Annotated in this window: 16 protein-coding genes; 15 read left to right on the top strand and 1 reads right to left on the bottom strand. The window is 63.5% G+C overall.

Annotated features, from left to right (window positions below):
* Positions 1-31 precede the first annotated feature (31 nt).
* Positions 32-595 carry an elongation factor P gene (gene efp, locus FQP90_RS03740; RefSeq protein WP_011774957.1) on the top strand — a complete coding sequence of 188 codons (564 nt, stop codon included), beginning with the start codon at positions 32-34 and terminating at the stop codon, positions 593-595.
* Complete coding sequence (gene nusB / locus FQP90_RS03735) at positions 595-1,005, top strand: transcription antitermination factor NusB (RefSeq protein WP_011774956.1); 411 nt, start codon at positions 595-597, stop codon at positions 1,003-1,005. Before efp ends, nusB begins: the two co-directional genes overlap by 1 nt.
* A gap of 73 nt (positions 1,006-1,078) precedes the next feature.
* Here nusB and FQP90_RS03730 read toward each other — a convergent pair whose 3' ends face one another.
* Positions 1,079-2,374: a PrsW family intramembrane metalloprotease gene (locus FQP90_RS03730; protein ID WP_144648381.1), complete on the bottom strand. Its 1,296-nt coding sequence runs from the start codon at positions 2,372-2,374 to the stop codon at positions 1,079-1,081.
* Between the two features lie 110 nt (positions 2,375-2,484).
* On the opposite strand from FQP90_RS03730, the gene pyrR reads away from it, so the two are divergent.
* The 13 genes from pyrR (at position 2,485) to FQP90_RS03665 (ending at position 17,520) form a co-directional block, all read left to right on the top strand.
* Complete coding sequence (pyrR, locus tag FQP90_RS03725) at positions 2,485-3,069, top strand: bifunctional pyr operon transcriptional regulator/uracil phosphoribosyltransferase PyrR (RefSeq protein WP_144648380.1); 585 nt, start codon at positions 2,485-2,487, stop codon at positions 3,067-3,069.
* On the top strand, positions 3,066-4,094 hold the full coding sequence (locus FQP90_RS03720) for an aspartate carbamoyltransferase catalytic subunit (RefSeq protein ID WP_144648379.1): 1,029 nt from the start codon (positions 3,066-3,068) through the stop codon (positions 4,092-4,094). The genes pyrR and FQP90_RS03720 overlap by 4 nt, the downstream gene beginning before the upstream one ends.
* Entirely contained in the window at positions 4,094-5,419 is a 1,326-nt protein-coding gene (locus FQP90_RS03715) for a dihydroorotase (RefSeq protein ID WP_144648378.1), read from the top strand. Before FQP90_RS03720 ends, FQP90_RS03715 begins: the two co-directional genes overlap by 1 nt.
* Positions 5,419-5,940 (top strand): PH-like domain-containing protein, encoded by a 522-nt coding sequence (locus tag FQP90_RS03710; RefSeq protein WP_144648377.1) that lies wholly within the window; start codon positions 5,419-5,421, stop codon positions 5,938-5,940. The genes FQP90_RS03715 and FQP90_RS03710 overlap by 1 nt, the downstream gene beginning before the upstream one ends.
* Positions 5,921-7,165: a glutamine-hydrolyzing carbamoyl-phosphate synthase small subunit gene (gene carA, locus FQP90_RS03705; protein WP_144648376.1), complete on the top strand. Its 1,245-nt coding sequence runs from the start codon at positions 5,921-5,923 to the stop codon at positions 7,163-7,165. The genes FQP90_RS03710 and carA overlap by 20 nt, the downstream gene beginning before the upstream one ends.
* Entirely contained in the window at positions 7,165-10,473 is a 3,309-nt protein-coding gene (gene carB / locus FQP90_RS03700; RefSeq protein ID WP_144648375.1) for a carbamoyl-phosphate synthase large subunit, read from the top strand. The genes carA and carB overlap by 1 nt, the downstream gene beginning before the upstream one ends.
* On the top strand, positions 10,466-11,341 hold the full coding sequence (gene pyrF, locus FQP90_RS03695; RefSeq protein ID WP_144648374.1) for an orotidine-5'-phosphate decarboxylase: 876 nt from the start codon (positions 10,466-10,468) through the stop codon (positions 11,339-11,341). Before carB ends, pyrF begins: the two co-directional genes overlap by 8 nt.
* Positions 11,342-11,438: 97 nt before the next feature.
* Positions 11,439-11,765: an integration host factor, actinobacterial type gene (gene mihF, locus FQP90_RS03690; RefSeq protein ID WP_144648373.1), complete on the top strand. Its 327-nt coding sequence runs from the start codon at positions 11,439-11,441 to the stop codon at positions 11,763-11,765.
* 21 nt (positions 11,766-11,786) lie between these two features.
* Positions 11,787-12,359: a guanylate kinase gene (gene gmk, locus FQP90_RS03685; RefSeq protein WP_144648372.1), complete on the top strand. Its 573-nt coding sequence runs from the start codon at positions 11,787-11,789 to the stop codon at positions 12,357-12,359.
* Between the two features lie 40 nt (positions 12,360-12,399).
* The gene (rpoZ, locus tag FQP90_RS03680; protein ID WP_017197559.1) at positions 12,400-12,660 is read left to right on the top strand and encodes a DNA-directed RNA polymerase subunit omega; all 261 of its coding nucleotides are present in this window, start codon (positions 12,400-12,402) and stop codon (positions 12,658-12,660) included.
* A 27-nt stretch (positions 12,661-12,687) separates the two neighbouring features.
* Positions 12,688-13,944 (top strand): bifunctional phosphopantothenoylcysteine decarboxylase/phosphopantothenate--cysteine ligase CoaBC, encoded by a 1,257-nt coding sequence (coaBC, locus tag FQP90_RS03675; protein ID WP_144648371.1) that lies wholly within the window; start codon positions 12,688-12,690, stop codon positions 13,942-13,944.
* Positions 13,945-14,020: 76 nt separating this feature from the next.
* Entirely contained in the window at positions 14,021-15,250 is a 1,230-nt protein-coding gene (gene metK / locus FQP90_RS03670) for a methionine adenosyltransferase (RefSeq protein WP_144648370.1), read from the top strand.
* A gap of 176 nt (positions 15,251-15,426) precedes the next feature.
* A complete protein-coding gene (locus FQP90_RS03665) occupies positions 15,427-17,520 on the top strand; it encodes a primosomal protein N' (protein ID WP_144648369.1) in 2,094 nt (697 codons plus the stop codon).
* Positions 17,521-17,527 lie beyond the last annotated feature (7 nt).

The following is a 17,527-nucleotide window of genomic DNA, read 5'->3' as shown; positions in this document are numbered from 1 at the left end:
TAGAACCAGTGCGATTAACCAGAGGATACGAGTGGCAACCACAAACGACATCAAGAACGGGACCGTACTGAAGCTCGAGGGCCAGCTCTGGAACATCATCGAGTTCCAGCACGTCAAGCCGGGCAAGGGCGGCGCCTTCGTCCGCACCAAAATGCGCAACGTCATGTCCGGCAAGGTGGTGGACAAGACCTTCAACGCCGGCCTGAAGATTGAAACCGCAACGGTTGACCGCCGCGACTACCAGTACCTGTACCAGGATGGCGAAGACTTCGTCTTCATGGACACCCAGGACTACGACCAGATCACCGTCTCCGGTGCAACCGTCGGCGACGCCACCAACTTTATGCTCGAGAACCAGATGGTGAATATCGCCATCCACGAGGGCACCCCTCTGTACATTGAACTTCCCCCGAGCGTCGTTCTGGAAATCACCTACACTGAGCCGGGCCTTCAGGGCGACCGGTCCTCGGCAGGCACCAAGCCGGCCACCGTTGAAACCGGCTACGAGATCCAGGTTCCGCTGTTCGTTGAGCAGGGCACCAAGGTCAAGGTAGACACCCGCGATGGCAGCTACCTGGGCCGGGTCAACGACTAGTGAGCGCACGCGGTAAAGCCCGTAGCAGGGCACTCGAAGTACTTTTCGAGGCGGAGCAACGTTCCGTTTCTGCCTTTGACGCGATGACAGCGCGCCGGGAGAAGACAGACTTGGTCATCAACCCGTACACGGTGGAAATCGTGGAAGGCGTTGTTTCCATGCAGGCAACCATCGACGAGTTCCTGCAGACGTACGCCCAAGGCTGGACGTTGGAGCGGATGCCGTCCGTGGACCGCATCATTCTCCGTATCGGTGCGTGGGAACTCCTTTACAACGACGAAGTCCCGGACGGTGTGGCAGTGAGCGAAGCTGTAGCCCTCGCCAAGACGATGTCCACTGATGAGTCTCCAGCGTTCATCAACGGACTGCTTGGGCGCCTTCAGAAGCTCAAGCCGTCACTGCTCGCCTAGGCGGCAACCACTTCGGTATTTGAACACAGAGGACCCGCTTCCCCAGGAAACTGAGGGGGCGGGTCCTTTTGCCTCATGCGAGGACTGCCGACCTGAGCGCCGGGATGGTGCGGAGATGTTCCAGTTCGTCGTGTTGGTGAACCTGGATGTCGCGGCCACTGAGGATGCGTTGCCGCGTAAAGGCCAAGGCGGTGGCTTCCTTGATGAAGGCTTTCATCTGGGCGCCCCGGCCCCGCGCCGACGCCCAGCGAAGTGCCTGCCTTCTTCCCCTGGAGGTGGCCAGCATTTCCACTTCCGCCGGCGTGAACCAACCCGCCCGGGCATACTCAAGCAGCCGTTGGCGGGTGAGCTTTCCCTCGGCAACGCGAAGCAAGATGATGCCGACAGCTGCGACCAGGAAGATCGGCACCTGGACCACAAAATACTCCACCAGGAAGTTCTGGCCCATGCTGTTCCAGCGGTTGTGCAGGAACATCGCGGGCAGCAAACCGATGAAAAAGGCCAGGACGGCATACCCTGAGTGCCATTTCCGGGCAGCAAAGCCCATGATCAGGCCGGTTGTCCCAGTGAACACCGCGTGGGCGAAGGGCGACATGACGCCTCGAAGAATAAAGATGCGAACCAGGTCGGTGCCGGGATCAGTCGATGACGCGATTTCTCTGCCGAAGTAGAGGATGTTCTCTGTGAAGGCGAACCCGGCAGCGATGGTGAAGGCGAACACCACGCCGTCCACGGGACCATCGAAGTACTTCCGCGCGGCCAGGATCAGCACCAGAAGGCCCAAGGACTTGGTGAATTCCTCCACGATCGGTGCCTGTACCGTGGCCATGAAATAGGTAAAGGCTTCCTCGCTGGTTGTGGGCGCGGCAAGCGCGAAGAGGGGTTGGATCAGGAGTGTTCCGGCTATGGAGACGGCGGCCCCCCACGTAAAGGCAAACCACAGGAGACGCTTTGGCTCAGGCTCCCAACGATCAATAAGGCGCACCGTCAACAGCACTACGGTCAATGGAATCAGCGAAGCAATGAAACCGATCACGAAACCGGTGATGCCGGTATTGCCGAGGAGGAAGGGAACCACCAACAGCAAGCTGCCCAGGGCCAGTACTCCACCCGCGATCAACAGGGGGAGTGTTCCCCACGTCCGGCGGCCTGCCGGCGCCGGTGGCACAGCCCATGTCTGCTGGGGAAGCGACGTGGGATTTCCGGGGGCTGGTTGGTAGTTTCCCGGCTGCACGCGGCCGATCCACGTGGGGTTGGCGCCAGGCTCCAGATATGGTCGCGGATACGGGTGCCCGCCGGGCTGGCCGTGGTGGTTCGTGCTCATGGGCAAGAGCCTATTCCACGGCAGCGGGTGTGAGCTTAAACTCACCTCCCACCTTGGCGCTGGTCGCGGTGGCCAGTGGCCGCTGTGGTAGCTTGGAAAAGCAAATATTCCTTTTTTAATTCCGTCCCGTGAGGCGGGGAAAGGGGAGACGAGCGATGACTGAAGTCACTTCAGCGCACGTGCCGTCGCGGGTTGTCCTCAACCAGGCGGACATTGATCGTGCGCTCACTCGTATCGCCCACGAGATCCTCGAAGCCAACAAAGGCTCCCAGGACCTGGTCCTGTTGGGCATTCCCAGCCGCGGCTATCCTTTGGCCGTCAGGCTTGCTGCCAAAATCGCGGCAGCGGACCCCACGGTCAACGCCGAGACGATCGTGGGCCAGCTGGATGTCACCATGTTCCGTGACGACCTCTCCCACCAGCCCACTCGGCCCCCACGCCACACCCGGCTCCCTTTGACCGGAATCGACAATAAAGTAGTTGTCCTGATTGACGACGTCCTGTACTCGGGACGCACCATCCGCGCCGCTTTGGACGCCTTGGTGGACCTTGGCCGTCCCCGGATTGTCCGCCTTGCCGTGCTGGTGGACAGGGGCCACCGCGAGCTTCCCATCCGCGCAGACCACGTGGGCAAGAACCTGCCTACGTCATCCTCGGAAAAGGTTCGCGTGCACCTCGAGGAAATCGATTCGGTCGATGGTGTGCCCGTCAACGAGGTAGTTATCGAGGCAGGCAAGTGAAGCACCTTCTTTCCACTGAGAACCTCAGCGCGGCCGACGCCATCCGTGTCCTGGACACAGCTGAAGAAATGTCGGCCGTCGGTGATCGCGAGGTGAAGAAGCTTCCTGCCCTTCGCGGCCGCACCGTGGTCAACCTCTTCTTCGAAGACTCCACCCGTACGCGGATCTCCTTCGAAGCAGCGGCGAAGCGCCTGTCTGCCGACGTGATCAACTTCGCCGCCAAGGGGTCCTCGGTTTCCAAGGGCGAGTCCCTCAAGGACACTGCACAGACCCTCGCCGCCATGGGTGCGGACGCCGTCGTCATCCGTCACTGGGCCTCCGGTGCTCCGCACCGGCTCGCGGCCACGGACTGGATCGACGCCGCCGTCATCAACGCCGGTGACGGCACGCATGAGCACCCCACCCAGGCACTGCTGGACGCCTTCACCATGCGCCGGCACTGGTCGAAGCTCAACGGAACAGCGTCCACGGGCGCAGACCTGAAGGGCATGCGCGTGGCGATCGCCGGCGATGTCCTGCATTCCCGGGTTGCCCGTTCCAACGTCTGGTTGCTGAAAACGCTGGGTGCCGAGGTCACGTTGGTGGCGCCGCCAACGCTGCTGCCCATCGGCGTCGAACACTGGCCTTGCAAGGTCAGCTACAACCTGGACCAGACGCTGGAAGCGGGCATCGACGCCATGATGATGCTGCGCGTCCAGGGAGAGCGCATGAACGCCTCGTTCTTCCCGTCCACCCGCGAGTACTCGCGGCGTTGGGGCTTCGACGACGCCCGGCTGCGTGCCCTGGATGACCTGGGCATGAAGGACACCATCATCATGCATCCCGGCCCCATGAACCGTGGCCTGGAGATTTCTTCCGCCGCGGCAGACTCGCCCCGGTCCACCGTTCTTGCCCAAGTGCGCAACGGTGTATCGGTCCGCATGGCCGCCCTGTACCTGCTGCTGTCCGGAGACTCCCGCGAAGCAGCCCCCACGAACGCAGCTACACCGGCTTTCGCAAGCCAGTCCAGCAAGGAGAGCAACTGATGGCCGAGAAAACTTACCTGATCCGTGGGGCCGCCATTCTGGGCGGGGAGGCCGAGGACCTGTTGATCCGCGACGGCGTCATTGCCGCCCGCGGTAAGGACCTCACCGATGAGAACGCCACTGTCATCGATGGCAAGGGCCTGGTAGCCCTGCCGGGCATGGTGGACGTCCACACCCACTTGCGTGAACCCGGCCGCGAGGACGCCGAGACTGTGGAGACCGGCACCCGCGCTGCTGCCCTCGGTGGCTTCACCGCCGTCCACGCCATGGCCAACAGCAACCCTGTCGCGGACACCGCCGGCGTCGTTGAGCAGGTCCACAGCCTGGGCCGTGCGTCCGGCTGGGTGGATGTCCGCCCGGTGGGTGCAGTCACCGTGGGCTTGGCCGGCGAGCAACTCGCAGAGTTGGGCGCCATGGCTGACTCCCGCGCCCAGGTCCGGATGTTCTCCGATGACGGCATCTGCGTGCACGACCCCGTCCTGATGCGCCGCGCGCTGGAATACGTCAAAGCGTTCGACGGTGTGGTGGCCCAGCACGCGCAGGAACCCCGCCTTACGGCCGGGGCACAGATGAACGAAGGCGCCGTTTCCGCGGTCCTCGGACTCACGGGCTGGCCGGCTGTGGCCGAAGAGAGCATCATCGCCCGCGATGTCTTGTTGACCCAGCACGTTGGTTCCCGCCTGCACGTCTGCCACGTCTCCACCGCAGGGTCCGTTGAAATTGTGCGTTGGGCAAAGGCTCGTGGCATCAACGTCACGGCTGAAGTCACCCCGCACCACCTTCTCCTCACGGATGAGTTGGTCCGCAGCTACGATCCGGTGTACAAGGTGAACCCGCCGTTGCGCACGGACGCAGATGTGCAGGCCCTTCGTGACGGTTTGGCGGATGGCACCATCGATGTCGTGGGAACCGACCACGCCCCGCACCCCAGCGAACACAAGGAATGCGAATGGGCGCAGGCGGCCATGGGCATGACCGGCCTGGAAACGGCTCTCTCCGTGGTTCAGGAAACCATGATCGAAACCGGCCTCATGACATGGGCGGACTTCGCCAGGGTCACCTCCTTCACTCCCGCGGTCATTGGCCGAGTCGCTGACCAAGGCCGTCCGCTGGAGGTTGGCGAGCCCGCCAACGTCATCTTGGTGGACCCGGCTGCACGTTGGACCGTTGACCCTCATAAAATGGCAACCATGGGCCGCAATTCACCGTTCAAGGGCAAAGAATTGCCCGGATCCGTGGTGGCTACCTTCTTCAAGGGCCACCCCACGGTCCTCGACGGCAAGCTCAACACGCCGTACAGGTACCCGGCAGTCAGCAGCAACTAATGGACAACCAAACTCTTACCGTGTTGATCACGGTGCCGCTGATCATCGTCGTCCTGGCGATGATCTGGCTGGGGTGGCGTAACCGGCTCAGGCGACAAGCCGACGTCGAACGCCTTCCCGAGGTGCCCGAGCAGCTGACGCCGGCCACTGTCGTGGCGGAAGGCCAGTACGTGGCCACCACTACGGCCGGTGACTGGCTGGACCGGATCGCGGTCCATGGCCTGGGCATCCGGACCACCGCGGAACTGAGCATCCACGCTGAAGGCGTGTTGTTCGACCGCTCCGGTGCCGGCCCGGTGTTCGTCCCGCGCTCCGCCCTGGTGGACAGTCGTGAAGCAAACGGCATGGCAGGCAAGTTCGTTGAGAAAGACGGACTCCTGGTCATCAGCTGGAAGCTGGGCGCCCGGGAAGTCGACACCGGCTTCCGATCCAGGCATGCAGCAGACAAACAGCTCCTCCTCGATGCCCTCCAAGAATTGATCTCCGCAGCCCCTCAGGCAGATGCCGATAGTGGAAAGTAATAAAGTGACGGATAGTAAAGCAGCCACCACACCCACCCCCTCAGCAGCAGTGCTGGTGCTCGAAGACGGCCGCATGTTCCGCGGCCGCAGCTACGGAGCCCAGGGCACGGCGCTCGGTGAAGCAGTCTTCGCCACCGGCATGACCGGCTACCAGGAGACCATCACCGACCCCTCCTACGCCCGCCAGCTGGTAGTCCAAACGGCGCCGCACATCGGCAACACCGGCGTCAACAGCGATGACGCTGAATCCCGGCGCATCTGGGTGGCCGGATACATTGTGCGCGACGCCGCCCGCCGACCCTCCAACTGGCGTTCCGAGCGCAGCCTCGATGACGAACTCGTTGACCAGGGAATCGTTGGCATCCAAGGCGTGGACACCCGTGCCATCACCCGACACCTCCGCGAACACAAGACCATGCGCGCAGGCATCTTCTCCGGCGAGGCCGCACAGGCTACCGACAAGGAACTGCTGGACGCGGTACTGGCCAGCGCCCCCATGGAAGGTGCAGCCCTCGCAGAGGAAGTCTCCATCGACGAGGCCTACATCGTGGAGCCGAAGGATCACGGCTGGGAAGGTGAGCCGCGCTTCTCCATCGCTGCCGTAGACCTCGGCATCAAGGCAATGACTCCGGTGCGCTTCGCCGAGCGAGGTGTACGCGTGCACGTCCTGCCCGCAACGTCCACCCTTGACGACGTCAACGCGGTCAACCCGGATGGCTTCTTTATGTCCAACGGACCTGGCGACCCTGCTACGGCAGATCACCAGGTGTCGCTTCTGCGTTCGGTGCTGGACGAGAAGCTCCCGTACTTCGGCATCTGCTTCGGCAACCAGATCCTGGGCCGCGCCCTTGGCTTCGGCACGTACAAGCTCCGCTACGGCCACCGCGGCATCAACCAGCCCGTGATGGACCGCCGTACCGGGAAGGTGGAAATCACCTCCCAGAACCACGGCTTCGCAGTGGACGCGCCGCTGAACGGATCCACGGTGGCGCCGGAGGAGCGTTACGGCCGTGTGGAGGTCAGCCACGTCTCGCTGAACGACGACGTCGTCGAAGGCCTCGCCTGCCTCGACATCCCGGCCTTCTCGGTCCAGTACCACCCGGAGGCAGCCGCCGGCCCGCACGACGCCGCGTACCTCTTCGACCGCTTCATCGACCTCATGGCCGATACCAAAGCCGCCGCTCCCGCAAAGAACAACGACTCCAAGACTGAGGACAAGAAGTAATGCCCAAGCGTACAGATCTCAAGAGCGTCCTTGTCATCGGTTCCGGTCCCATCGTCATTGGCCAGGCGGCCGAGTTCGACTACTCCGGCACCCAGGCCCTCCGGGTCCTGAAGGAGGAGGGCCTCCGGGTCATCCTGGTCAACTCGAACCCGGCCACCATCATGACGGACCCCGAGTTCGCCGATGCCACCTACGTTGAACCCATCACCCCTGAGGTGGTGGAGAAGATCATCGCCAAGGAGCGCCCGGACGCCATCCTGCCCACCCTTGGTGGCCAGACGGCCCTGAACACGGCCATCGCCCTGGATAAGAACGGCGTACTGGAGAAGTACAACGTCGAACTCATCGGTGCCAACATCGCCGCCATCGAACTCGGCGAGGACCGCGAGAAGTTCAAGGGCGTCGTGGAGCGTTGCGGTGCCGAGTCGGCACGCAGCCACATCATCCACACCATGGATGAAGCCTTCAAGGCAGCCGAAGACCTGGGCTACCCCATGGTGGTCCGGCCGTCCTTCACCATGGGCGGGCTGGGTTCCGGCCTCGCCTACAACGAGGACGACCTCCGCCGCATCGTCGGCCAGGGCCTCCAGTACAGCCCCACCACCGAGGTCCTGCTTGAGGAGAGCATCCTTGGCTGGAAAGAATACGAACTCGAGATGATGCGCGACAAGAACGACAACGTCGTTGTTGTCTGTTCCATCGAGAACTTCGACCCCGTCGGTGTGCACACCGGCGACTCCATCACGGTTGCTCCTGCGTTGACCCTGACGGACCGCGAGTACCAGAAGCTGCGCGACGTCTCCATCGCGGTTATCCGCGAAGTCGGCGTCGACACCGGTGGCTGCAACATCCAGTTCGCCATCGACCCCGCCACGGGCCGAGTGGTGGTCATCGAAATGAACCCGCGCGTTTCCCGCTCCTCGGCGCTGGCCTCGAAGGCAACCGGTTTTGCCATCGCCAAGATCGCCACGAAGCTCTCCTTGGGATACACCCTGGACGAGATTCCGAACGACATCACCCAGAAGACCCCGGCTTCCTTCGAGCCGACCCTTGACTACGTGGTAGTGAAGGTTCCGCGCTTCGCTTTCGAGAAGTTCCCGGCAGCAGACAACACGCTGACCACCACCATGAAGTCGGTGGGCGAAGCGATGGCCATGGGACGCAACTTCACCGAGGCCCTGCAGAAGGCCCTGCGTTCATTGGAGCAGAAGGGCTCCCAGCTGGACTTCAGCTCGGTCCCGGAATACGAAGTGGCAGAGCTCATCGAGAAGGCCAAGCGGCCTACCACGGAGCGTCTGCACCAGGTACAGCGGGCCCTCCTTGGCGGTGCCACCGTTGAGGACCTTTTTGAAGCCACCAAGATCGACCCCTGGTTCCTGGACCAGCTCCAGCTGCTCAATGAGACTGCCCAGGAAATCCGCAAGGCCGGCGTTCTCACCGAGGAAATGCTGCGCAACGCCAAGCGCCACGGCTTCTCCGACGAGCAGATCGGTGCCTTGACGCACAACAACGAGGCCGTGGTCCGCGGTGTTCGCCAGGCCCTGGGCATCCGCCCGGTCTACAAGACGGTGGACACCTGCGCCGCCGAATTCGCCGCCTACACCCCGTACCACTACTCCTCCTACGATGAGGAGGACGAAGTAGGCCTGCACTCCAAGCCCTCCGTCATCATCCTCGGCTCCGGCCCCAACCGCATCGGCCAGGGCATCGAGTTCGACTACTCCTGCGTCCACGCTTCCATGGCCTTGCGCAAGGCCGGCTACGAGACCGTCATGGTCAACTGCAACCCGGAGACTGTGTCCACGGACTACGACGTTTCCACGCGTCTGTACTTCGAACCGCTGACCCTTGAGGACGTCCTCGAGGTCATCGCTGCGGAGGAGCGCACGGGCGGTGTCATGGGCGTCTTCGTGCAGCTTGGCGGCCAAACCCCCTTGAAGCTGGCACAGCAGCTTGCCGACGCTGGTGTTCCCATCCTGGGCACCTCGCCGGAAGCGATCGACCTCGCCGAACACCGTGGCGCCTTCGCCCGGGTCCTGGACGAGGCCGGCCTGACCTCCCCGAAGAACGGCACCGCCGTTTCCTTCGAGGACGCCAAGAAGATCGCCGACGAAATCGGCTATCCGGTGCTGGTCCGCCCGTCCTACGTCCTGGGCGGCCGCGGCATGGAGATTGTCTACGACGAAGCCAACCTCTCCCGCTACATTGCCAATGCCACGGAAATCACCCCGGACCACCCGGTGCTGATCGACCGCTTCCTCGAAGACGCGGTGGAGATCGACGTGGACGCGCTCTTCGACGGCACGGACATGTACCTCGGCGGCATCATGGAGCACATCGAAGAAGCCGGCATCCACTCCGGTGACTCTGCATGCGTCCTGCCTCCGATCACCCTGGGCAACAACGTCATCGAGCGCGTGCGTACCGCTACCCGGGCGATCGCCGAGGGTGTAGGCGTTCGCGGGCTCATCAACATCCAGTTCGCGCTGGCTTCCGATGTCCTGTATGTCCTCGAAGCCAACCCGCGTGCCTCCCGCACGGTGCCGTTCGTCTCCAAGGCCACGGGCGTGCAGATGGCCAAGGCCGCTGCCCTCATCGGTACCGGCGTTACCATCAACCAGCTCCGCAGCGCCTACAAGATGCTGCCGGAGACCGGTGACGGTTCCACGCTGCCTTTGGACGCCCCGGTTGCCGTGAAGGAAGCCGTCCTGCCGTTCAGCCGCTTCCGTACGCCGGAAGGCAAGGTGGTCGACTCCCTGCTCGGCCCGGAAATGCGTTCTACCGGTGAAGTGATGGGTATCGACAAGCATTTCGATACCGCCTTCGCCAAGAGCCAGGCAGCCGCCAACAACGCATTGCCCACCGAGGGCAAGATCTTCGTTTCCGTGGCCAACCGCGACAAGCGTTCGGTGATCATGGGCGTCAAGCGGCTTTCGGATCTCGGCTTTGAGATCGTTTCCACCGGTGGCACCGCCGATGTCCTGCGCCGCAACGGCATCCAGGCGACGCCGGTCCGCAAGGTGGCCGAGGGCAGCAGCGCCGAAGGCGAAGGGACCATTGCGGACCTCGTCATCGCCGGCGAGATCGACATGGTCTTCAATACGCCTTCCGGCGGTGAGGCCCGCAGCGACGGATACGAACTCCGTGCTGCAGCAACGTCCATCGGCATTCCCTGCATCACTACGGTCGCGGAGTTCAACGCCGCAGTTCAGGCGATTGAAGCCCTGCGCACCTATGAGTGGTCGGTGACCAGCCTGCAGGAGCACGCAGCCAACCTGGCGGCCGCAGTGGAAGCCGCACATGCCTGAGTCCGCAGCAACGCAGCAAGCGCCCCGGCCGGCCCGGGAGTCTTTCGGCTCCCGGCTGGCTGCCGCCATGGCCTCCCGCGGTCCGCTGTGCGTTGGGATTGACCCGCATCCGCAGTTGTTGGCGGACTGGGGGTTGAACGACGACGTCGCAGGGCTGGAGCGCTTCTCGCTGACAGTCGTGGAGGCCGTAGCTTCGCTCGCTGCCGCGGTGAAACCTCAAGTGGCGCTTTACGAGCGCCACGGCTCGGCCGGCATGGCCGTGCTGGAGCGGACACTGGCCGCGTCTGCGGAGGCCGGGGTCCTCAGTATCGCCGATGCCAAGCGCGGCGACATCGGCTCCACCATGGCTGCCTACGCTGACGCCTGGCTCCGCGATGGGTCGTCCTTGGCTGCGGACTCTGTAACCCTGAGCCCTTATCTCGGCTTTGAGTCGCTTCGCCCGGCGTTGGATCTGGCAGCCCAGTATGGCAGGGGAGTGTTCGTACTGGCGCTGACGTCCAACCCTGAAGGAAAATCGGTCCAGCACGTTGGGGGAAGCGATTCCGTCGCGCGCCGGATCGTTGCCGCAGCTGCCGATGAAAACAAGCGATATGAAGGTGCCCTGGGTTCTGTTGGCTTGGTCGTGGGCGCCACCATTGGTTCGGCGCTGGAGGATCTGGACATCGATCTTGGTCCCGTTCGCGGGGCCATCCTGGCTCCGGGACTCGGTGCCCAGGGCGCTACGCCGGCAGATCTCCGAGCGACCTTCGGCGAGGCGTATCCCAGCGTCCTGGCCACTTCCAGCCGTGGGATCCTTGCTGCTGGTCCTGCCGTTGCAGCGCTGCGTGGCGCCACTGAGGAGACTCTGGATGGGCTTCGCTCGGAGTAAGTTGCCAACCCTCATTGCGCAACCGCGCCCCTGCCGGTAGGTTCAGGATCAGTCCGCGTGATCTGGATCACAATCTCGATCTGACAGGGGTTTGGCAGTGGGCCTTAAAGAGCTGACACCGCAAGAGCGTTCCGATGCGCTGGAAAAGGCTGCCAAGGCGAGGGCAGTGCGTGCCGCCGCCAAGGAACGGCTCAAGCGTGGCGAAGTCAGCATTGCGGAGCTGATCTCGTCAGGTGCCTCTGATGAGGCAATCGCACGCATGCGGGTAGTGGAATTGCTGGAGGCTTTGCCGGGCATTGGCCCCGTCAGGGCGGCCGGGATCATGGCGGAAATTGGCATAGCCGGATCCCGGCGCATCCGGGGGTTGGGAATCCACCAGGCCCGGGCGCTGGTAGATTTTATGGATACCCAGCAACGCGTTTGACGCATCTCCCCGAAGGAATCCGTGAGCAAGAATCCTGGACTGACCGTCCTTGCAGGCCCCACTGCCGTTGGCAAGGGAACCGTATCTACGTACATCAGGGACAACTATCCAGAAGTTTGGCTCTCGGTTTCCGCCACCACGCGGGCGGCACGGCCCGGCGAAAAGGACGGGGTTCACTACTTCTTCAAGTCGGCTGAAGAGTTCGACGCGCTGGTTGCGGACGGCGAATTGCTGGAGTGGGCCGTGGTCCACGGCCAGAACCGCTATGGCACTCTTCGCAGCACCGTTAACGCGGCCATCGCCGATGGCAAGTCAGTCTTGTTGGAGATCGATCTCCAGGGCGCGCGACAGGTCAAGGCCGCCGTCCCGGAGGCGAACTTCGTGTTCCTGGCCCCGCCCAGCTGGGACGAAATGGTCCGTCGCCTGGTAGGCCGCGGCACAGAAACTCCCGAGGAACAGCAGCGCAGGCTGGAAACCGCTAAACTGGAACTTGCTGCTGAACCGGAGTTTGACCACACCGTCATTAATGACGACGTTCGCCGGGCAGCGGACGAGCTTGTTTCACTCATGGGGCTTACCCCGCACGAGCGCTAAAGCGCTTGCATTTGTTGGCCCGCTAGAATTTGGAGAATTCGTGTCCACGAACCTTGAAGGCATCATCAACCCGCCGATCGATTCGCTGCTTGAGGCTGCCGATTCCAAGTACGGCCTGGTGATCTTCGGCGCCAAGCGTGCCCGCCAGATCAATGCCTACTACGCCCAGCTTCACGAGGGCCTGTTTGAGTACGTTGGACCGCTGGTTGACACCAAGCTGAACGAGAAGTCGCTCTCGATCGCCCTCCGCGAGATCAACGAAGGCCTTTTGGTTTCCACGCCGATCGAGCCCGCAGAATAAAACTGACTGCCTGTTGACGGAGGTCACGTGCGCATAGTCCTCGGAGTCGGGGGAGGGATCGCAGCCTATAAGGTTGCATCGCTCCTCCGGCTTTTTACTGAAGCCGGTCACAAGGTGACGGTCATCCCCACAGAAGCGGCTACCCGATTCGTCGGGATCGCCACGTGGGAGGCCCTCTCCGGCAACCCGGTGAGCAACAGCGTCTTCGACGACGTCGAGAAGGTCAACCACGTCCGTTTGGGGCATGAGGCTGATCTGATCGTCGTTGCTCCCGCCACGGCAGACCTCCTGGCCAAGGCAGCCACTGGGCAGGCGGGCGACCTCCTCACCAACACACTTCTCATGGCGCACGGCCCGGTGCTTTTCGCTCCGGCGATGCACACGGAAATGTGGCAGCACGCCGCCACGCAGGCCAATGTCGAGACGTTGCGCAGCCGCGGGGTGACGGTACTTGAGCCGGCCTCGGGTCGCCTGACGGGTGCCGACTCGGGTCCCGGCCGCCTGCCGGAACCCGAAGCCATCTTCGCCGCTGCCATGGCCCTGGCCGAGGCTGCCGCAGGTGGCGAGGAGAAGGCATTGCCTGCCGCACACACGTCCCTGGCCGGACGTATCGTGACCATTTCAGCTGGCGGTACCAGGGAAGCCCTCGATCCCGTCCGCTTCCTCGGTAATCGTTCCTCGGGCAAGCAAGGTGCCGCTCTGGCTGCGGCCGCTTTGGCCGCCGGAGCAACGGTCCGCTTCCTGGCCGCGCATATGGACGTTCAGCCGCCGGCCGGCGTCGAACTTGTCCGCGTTGAATCGGCCCTGGACCTGCGCGAGGCAGCGCTGAAAGCGGCCGTGGATTCGGACGTCGTCATCATGGCTGCCGCCGTTGCCGATTTCCGTCCGGCAGAAGTCTCGGACACCAAGATCAAGAAGGTGGACGGCGAGGACGCCCCGTTAGTGCGCCTGGTCCGGAATCCGGACATCCTGCATGAGCTTGTCGAGCGGCGCAACGCCCAAGGCAGCCAACAGCTGATTGTCGGCTTCGCGGCCGAAACGGGTGATGCCCAGGGCGATGTCCTTGAGCACGCTACCGCCAAGCTCAAGCGCAAGGGTTGCGACCTTTTGGTGGTCAATCAGGTGGGGATTGGCCGTGTCTTCGGACAGGACGACAACTCTGTGGTCATCCTGTCCGGCCATGGTGCCGAACCCCAATCGGCCGCTGGTTCCAAGGCTGACGTCGCAGCTGCCGTCGTTGATCGGGTGGGTGCCGAACTCACGCGGGTTTTCCCGGCTTTGTAGCTGAGCCCACACCCGAATTCTTAGCACAGGGACACACAGAAGATGCCGCTGTCCCGCAACCCAGTAAGGTGGTCGAGTGACTTTACCGCTGCACCATGAACACCATGGCACCCCGTCCAAGCTCCGGCTCTTCACCTCCGAGTCGGTCACTGAAGGGCACCCGGACAAGATCTGCGACCAAATCAGCGACGCCATCCTTGATGCGCTGCTGGCCGCGGACCCTGAATCCCGCGTCGCCGTCGAGACCATGGCCACCACCGGCCTGGTCCATGTGGCGGGTGAGGTCACCACCGACGCTTATGTAGAAATTCCGCAGATTGTCCGCGAGACCATCCTGGGCATCGGTTATGACTCGTCCGCCAACGGCTTCGATGGCGCCCGTTGTGGCGTCTCCGTGTCCATCGGCCAGCAGTCCAATGACATTGCGGGTGGAGTCTTCAACTCCTTGGAAGCTCGTGAAGGCCGCCAGGCAGACGACTACGACCTCCAGGGCGCGGGCGACCAGGGCATCATGTTCGGTTACGCCAGCGATGAGACGGCGTCGTACATGCCCACCCCCATCTGGCTTGCCCATCGGTTGTCGGAGCGGCTCACCGAAGTCCGCAAGAACGGCGAGTTGGCGTACCTCCGCCCGGACGGCAAGACACAGGTCACGGTGGGGTACGACGGCGACCGGCCGGTATCCGTTGAAACGGTGGTCATCTCCAGCCAGCACGCAGAAGAGGCAAGCCTTGAGCAGCTTCGTGCGGACCTCGCCAGCTACGTGATCGATCCCGTGTTGTCGGCCTCCAACCTGGACATCGCCCGCACGGCGAATATCCTGAACCCTGCCGGCGCCTTCGTCATTGGTGGCCCGGTAGGCGACGCCGGGCTCACCGGCCGCAAGATCATCGTGGACACATACGGAGGATTCTCCCGTCACGGTGGCGGCGCTTTCTCCGGCAAGGATCCGTCCAAGGTAGACCGTTCGGCTGCCTACGCCATGCGCTGGGTCGCCAAGAACGTGGTGGCTGCGGGGCTCGCAAAGCGCGCAGAGATCCAGATTGCCTACGCCATTGGCCAGGCCCGCCCCGTCGGAACGTACGTGGAGACTTTCGGTACGGAAACGGTTGACCCCGCCCGCATCAGCGAAGCCATCGACGAGCTTTTCGACCTTCGTCCGCGTGCCATCATCGACGCACTGGACCTCAAGCGGCCCATCTACACCAAGACGGCGGCGCACGGTCACTTCGGTCGCGACGAACCCGACTTCACGTGGGAGCGCTTGGACCGGGTGGCTGACCTGAAGGAATACTTCAACGCCTGATATTTCCGAGCTTTGGCAGGCTCCAGCACGTGGTTACTACTTTGTCGGTGCCCCATGATTGGCTTGAGCCAGAGAGATGCCCGCAGCGGGTCAGTCCCGCTGCGGGCATTCTTTATTGAAGTGCGCAGTTGTTGAAGTGCGCAGATAATACCTAGCGGTGAGTTGGAGGTTTAAGCATGGCAGGACACGAGACCCAGCCTTCATTGCTTCAACCCTCGCTGCTGCAAGGCTTTCCGGAACGTTTGCCCGTCAACGGACCACCGCTGGCGGAAGACAAACCCGTTGCCCGCGTGGTGCTGGAGTCGTCCGTTCCCCACTTGGACAGGCCCTTTGACTACAGCGTTCCCGCCGAACTCGCCGAGGCAGCGGCTCCCGGCGTCCGGGTTAAGGTCAAGTTCAACGGCCAGGAGCTGAACGGTTTCATCACCGAGCGGCTCGCTGAGTCGGATTCAGCCCACCCGCTGACGGCTTTGCACAAAGTGGTGTCCCCGGTTGCTGTCCTGACTCCTGCCATCTCGGAGTTGGCCGGCACGGTCGCTGCCCGGTACGCCGGTACGCTCAGCGATGTTCTTCGGACGGCTGTTCCTCCCCGGGTTGCCAAAGTGGAGAAGGAACTATTGGCCGGTGATGTCACTGCCGACGTGGGGGACTTGAAGCCGTTCACTGATGGCCAGGCCTGGGCGGCGTACTCCAACGGTGCGTCCTACCTGCAGCACCTTGCCAGTGGCGGTTCGCCCAAGGCCGTCCTCACGGCCCTTCAAGGTTTCGGCCCTGGGGGTTGGCCTGCCCTCGTCGCTTCAGCTGTTGCCACCGTCCGGTCCTCTGGACGCGGCGCGGTGGTGGTGGTGCCTGATTATCGAGACCTCGAGCAGCTGGAAGCGGCTTTGGCCAAAGTCCTGCCGCTTTCCGACGTTGCCCGGCTCACTGCGGACGATGGCCCGACTCCGCGCTACAGGAACTTCCTGCGGCTTTTGAGCGGTGCCGCCGGAGTGGCTATTGGCACTCGCTCAGCCGCCTACGCGCCCGTCAAGGATCTTGGCCTGGTGGTGTGCTGGGATGATGGCGACGACCTCCACATTGAGCAACGCGCGCCCTACGCGCACGCCCGTGAGGTATTGCTGCTCCGCGCCGAACAGCAGAATGCCGCGTGCCTGATGGCTTCCCATAGCCGCAGCACCGAACTGCAACGTCTCGTTGAAATGCAGTGGGCGGCGCCCATAGAAGCGCCGCGTCCCACTGTCCGCTCAACTGTGCCCCGTGTCCTCAACACGGCCGACAGCTTTGAACAGGAACGGGACCCCCTGGCCCGTATAGCCCGGTTGCCTGGTGCGGCCTGGCGGGCAGCCAAGCACGGCCTGGAACGCGGCCCGGTCCTGGTGCAGGTGGCCCGGGCCGGATATGCGCCCTCCTTGGTCTGTGAGACATGCCGTGAATTGGCCCGTTGCAACGCCTGCCAAGGACCGTTGGCCGTCTCCAGCAGCTCGGCCATGCCGGCTTGCCGCTGGTGCTCCACGCCGGCTCCGCAATGGCGTTGCAGCCACTGCAGCGGAACCAGGCTTCGCAGGGGAGCTGCGGGAGTCATGCGGACCGCGGAAGAACTCGGACGGGCCTTCCCGGGCAAGACGGTAGTGACCTCTTCCGGTGAGCACATCAAAGCCATGGTGCCTGATGTTCCTGCCCTGGTGGTGGCCACGGTCGGAGCAGAGCCTGTGGCGCCCAATGGCTACGCTGCGGCTTTGCTGTTGGACGGCAATTCACTTCTGCGGCGGGAGAACCTGCGGGCCGGGGAGGACACTGTACGCCGCTGGTTCAACGCTGCTTCCCTCGTCAAGTCCGCCAGGGACGGCGGCCTCGTGGTGATCACTGCTGACGATACCGCCGCTACGGGAGCACTGCTGCGGTGGGACGCCCCTGGCTACGCATCGCGGGAGCTGGCTTTGCGGAAGGAACTGCAGTTACCCCCAGCGGTCCGGGTAGCATCCGTGACCGGCTCGAGAGCCGACGTCGCGCAGTTCGCTGAAGCGTTCGAGGCCGGCTCCTCGCTGGCGTCCGGCTCGAAACTCCGCAGTGCGGGGCCGGCTCCCGTGCAGCTGTACACGTCCGCCTCGGCCGTCGGCGAGGCGGACGCCGATGTCAGGACGCTTTACTTCATTCCCTATGCCGACGCCGCCGAGACCACTCGTGCCATGCGGGCTGTGAAGGCCGCGAGTGCTGCCAAACGCACGTCAGGGCCGGTGCAGCTACGCCTCGACGGCGTGGATGTCCTCTAGTCCGGCG

Origin of the sequence: Paenarthrobacter nitroguajacolicus (assembly GCF_007786235.1) — a bacterium.
In the GTDB taxonomy this organism is placed as follows: Bacteria; Actinomycetota; Actinomycetes; order Actinomycetales; family Micrococcaceae; genus Arthrobacter; species Arthrobacter nitroguajacolicus_A.
Note: the sequence above shows the minus strand (reverse complement) of the source record. Positions and strands in the feature narration are given on the sequence as shown.

Coding starts and splice junctions, on each gene's coding strand:
- pyrR (WP_144648380.1), top strand. CDS start 2,485: ATGACTGAAGTCACTTCAGCGCACGTGCCGTCGCGGGTTGTCCTCAAC.
- FQP90_RS03715 (WP_144648378.1), top strand. CDS start 4,094: ATGGCCGAGAAAACTTACCTGATCCGTGGGGCCGCCATTCTGGGCGGG.
- FQP90_RS03710 (WP_144648377.1), top strand. CDS start 5,419: ATGGACAACCAAACTCTTACCGTGTTGATCACGGTGCCGCTGATCATC.
- carA (WP_144648376.1), top strand. CDS start 5,921: ATGCCGATAGTGGAAAGTAATAAAGTGACGGATAGTAAAGCAGCCACC.
- carB (WP_144648375.1), top strand. CDS start 7,165: ATGCCCAAGCGTACAGATCTCAAGAGCGTCCTTGTCATCGGTTCCGGT.
- pyrF (WP_144648374.1), top strand. CDS start 10,466: ATGCCTGAGTCCGCAGCAACGCAGCAAGCGCCCCGGCCGGCCCGGGAG.
- FQP90_RS03665 (WP_144648369.1), top strand. CDS start 15,427: ATGGCAGGACACGAGACCCAGCCTTCATTGCTTCAACCCTCGCTGCTG.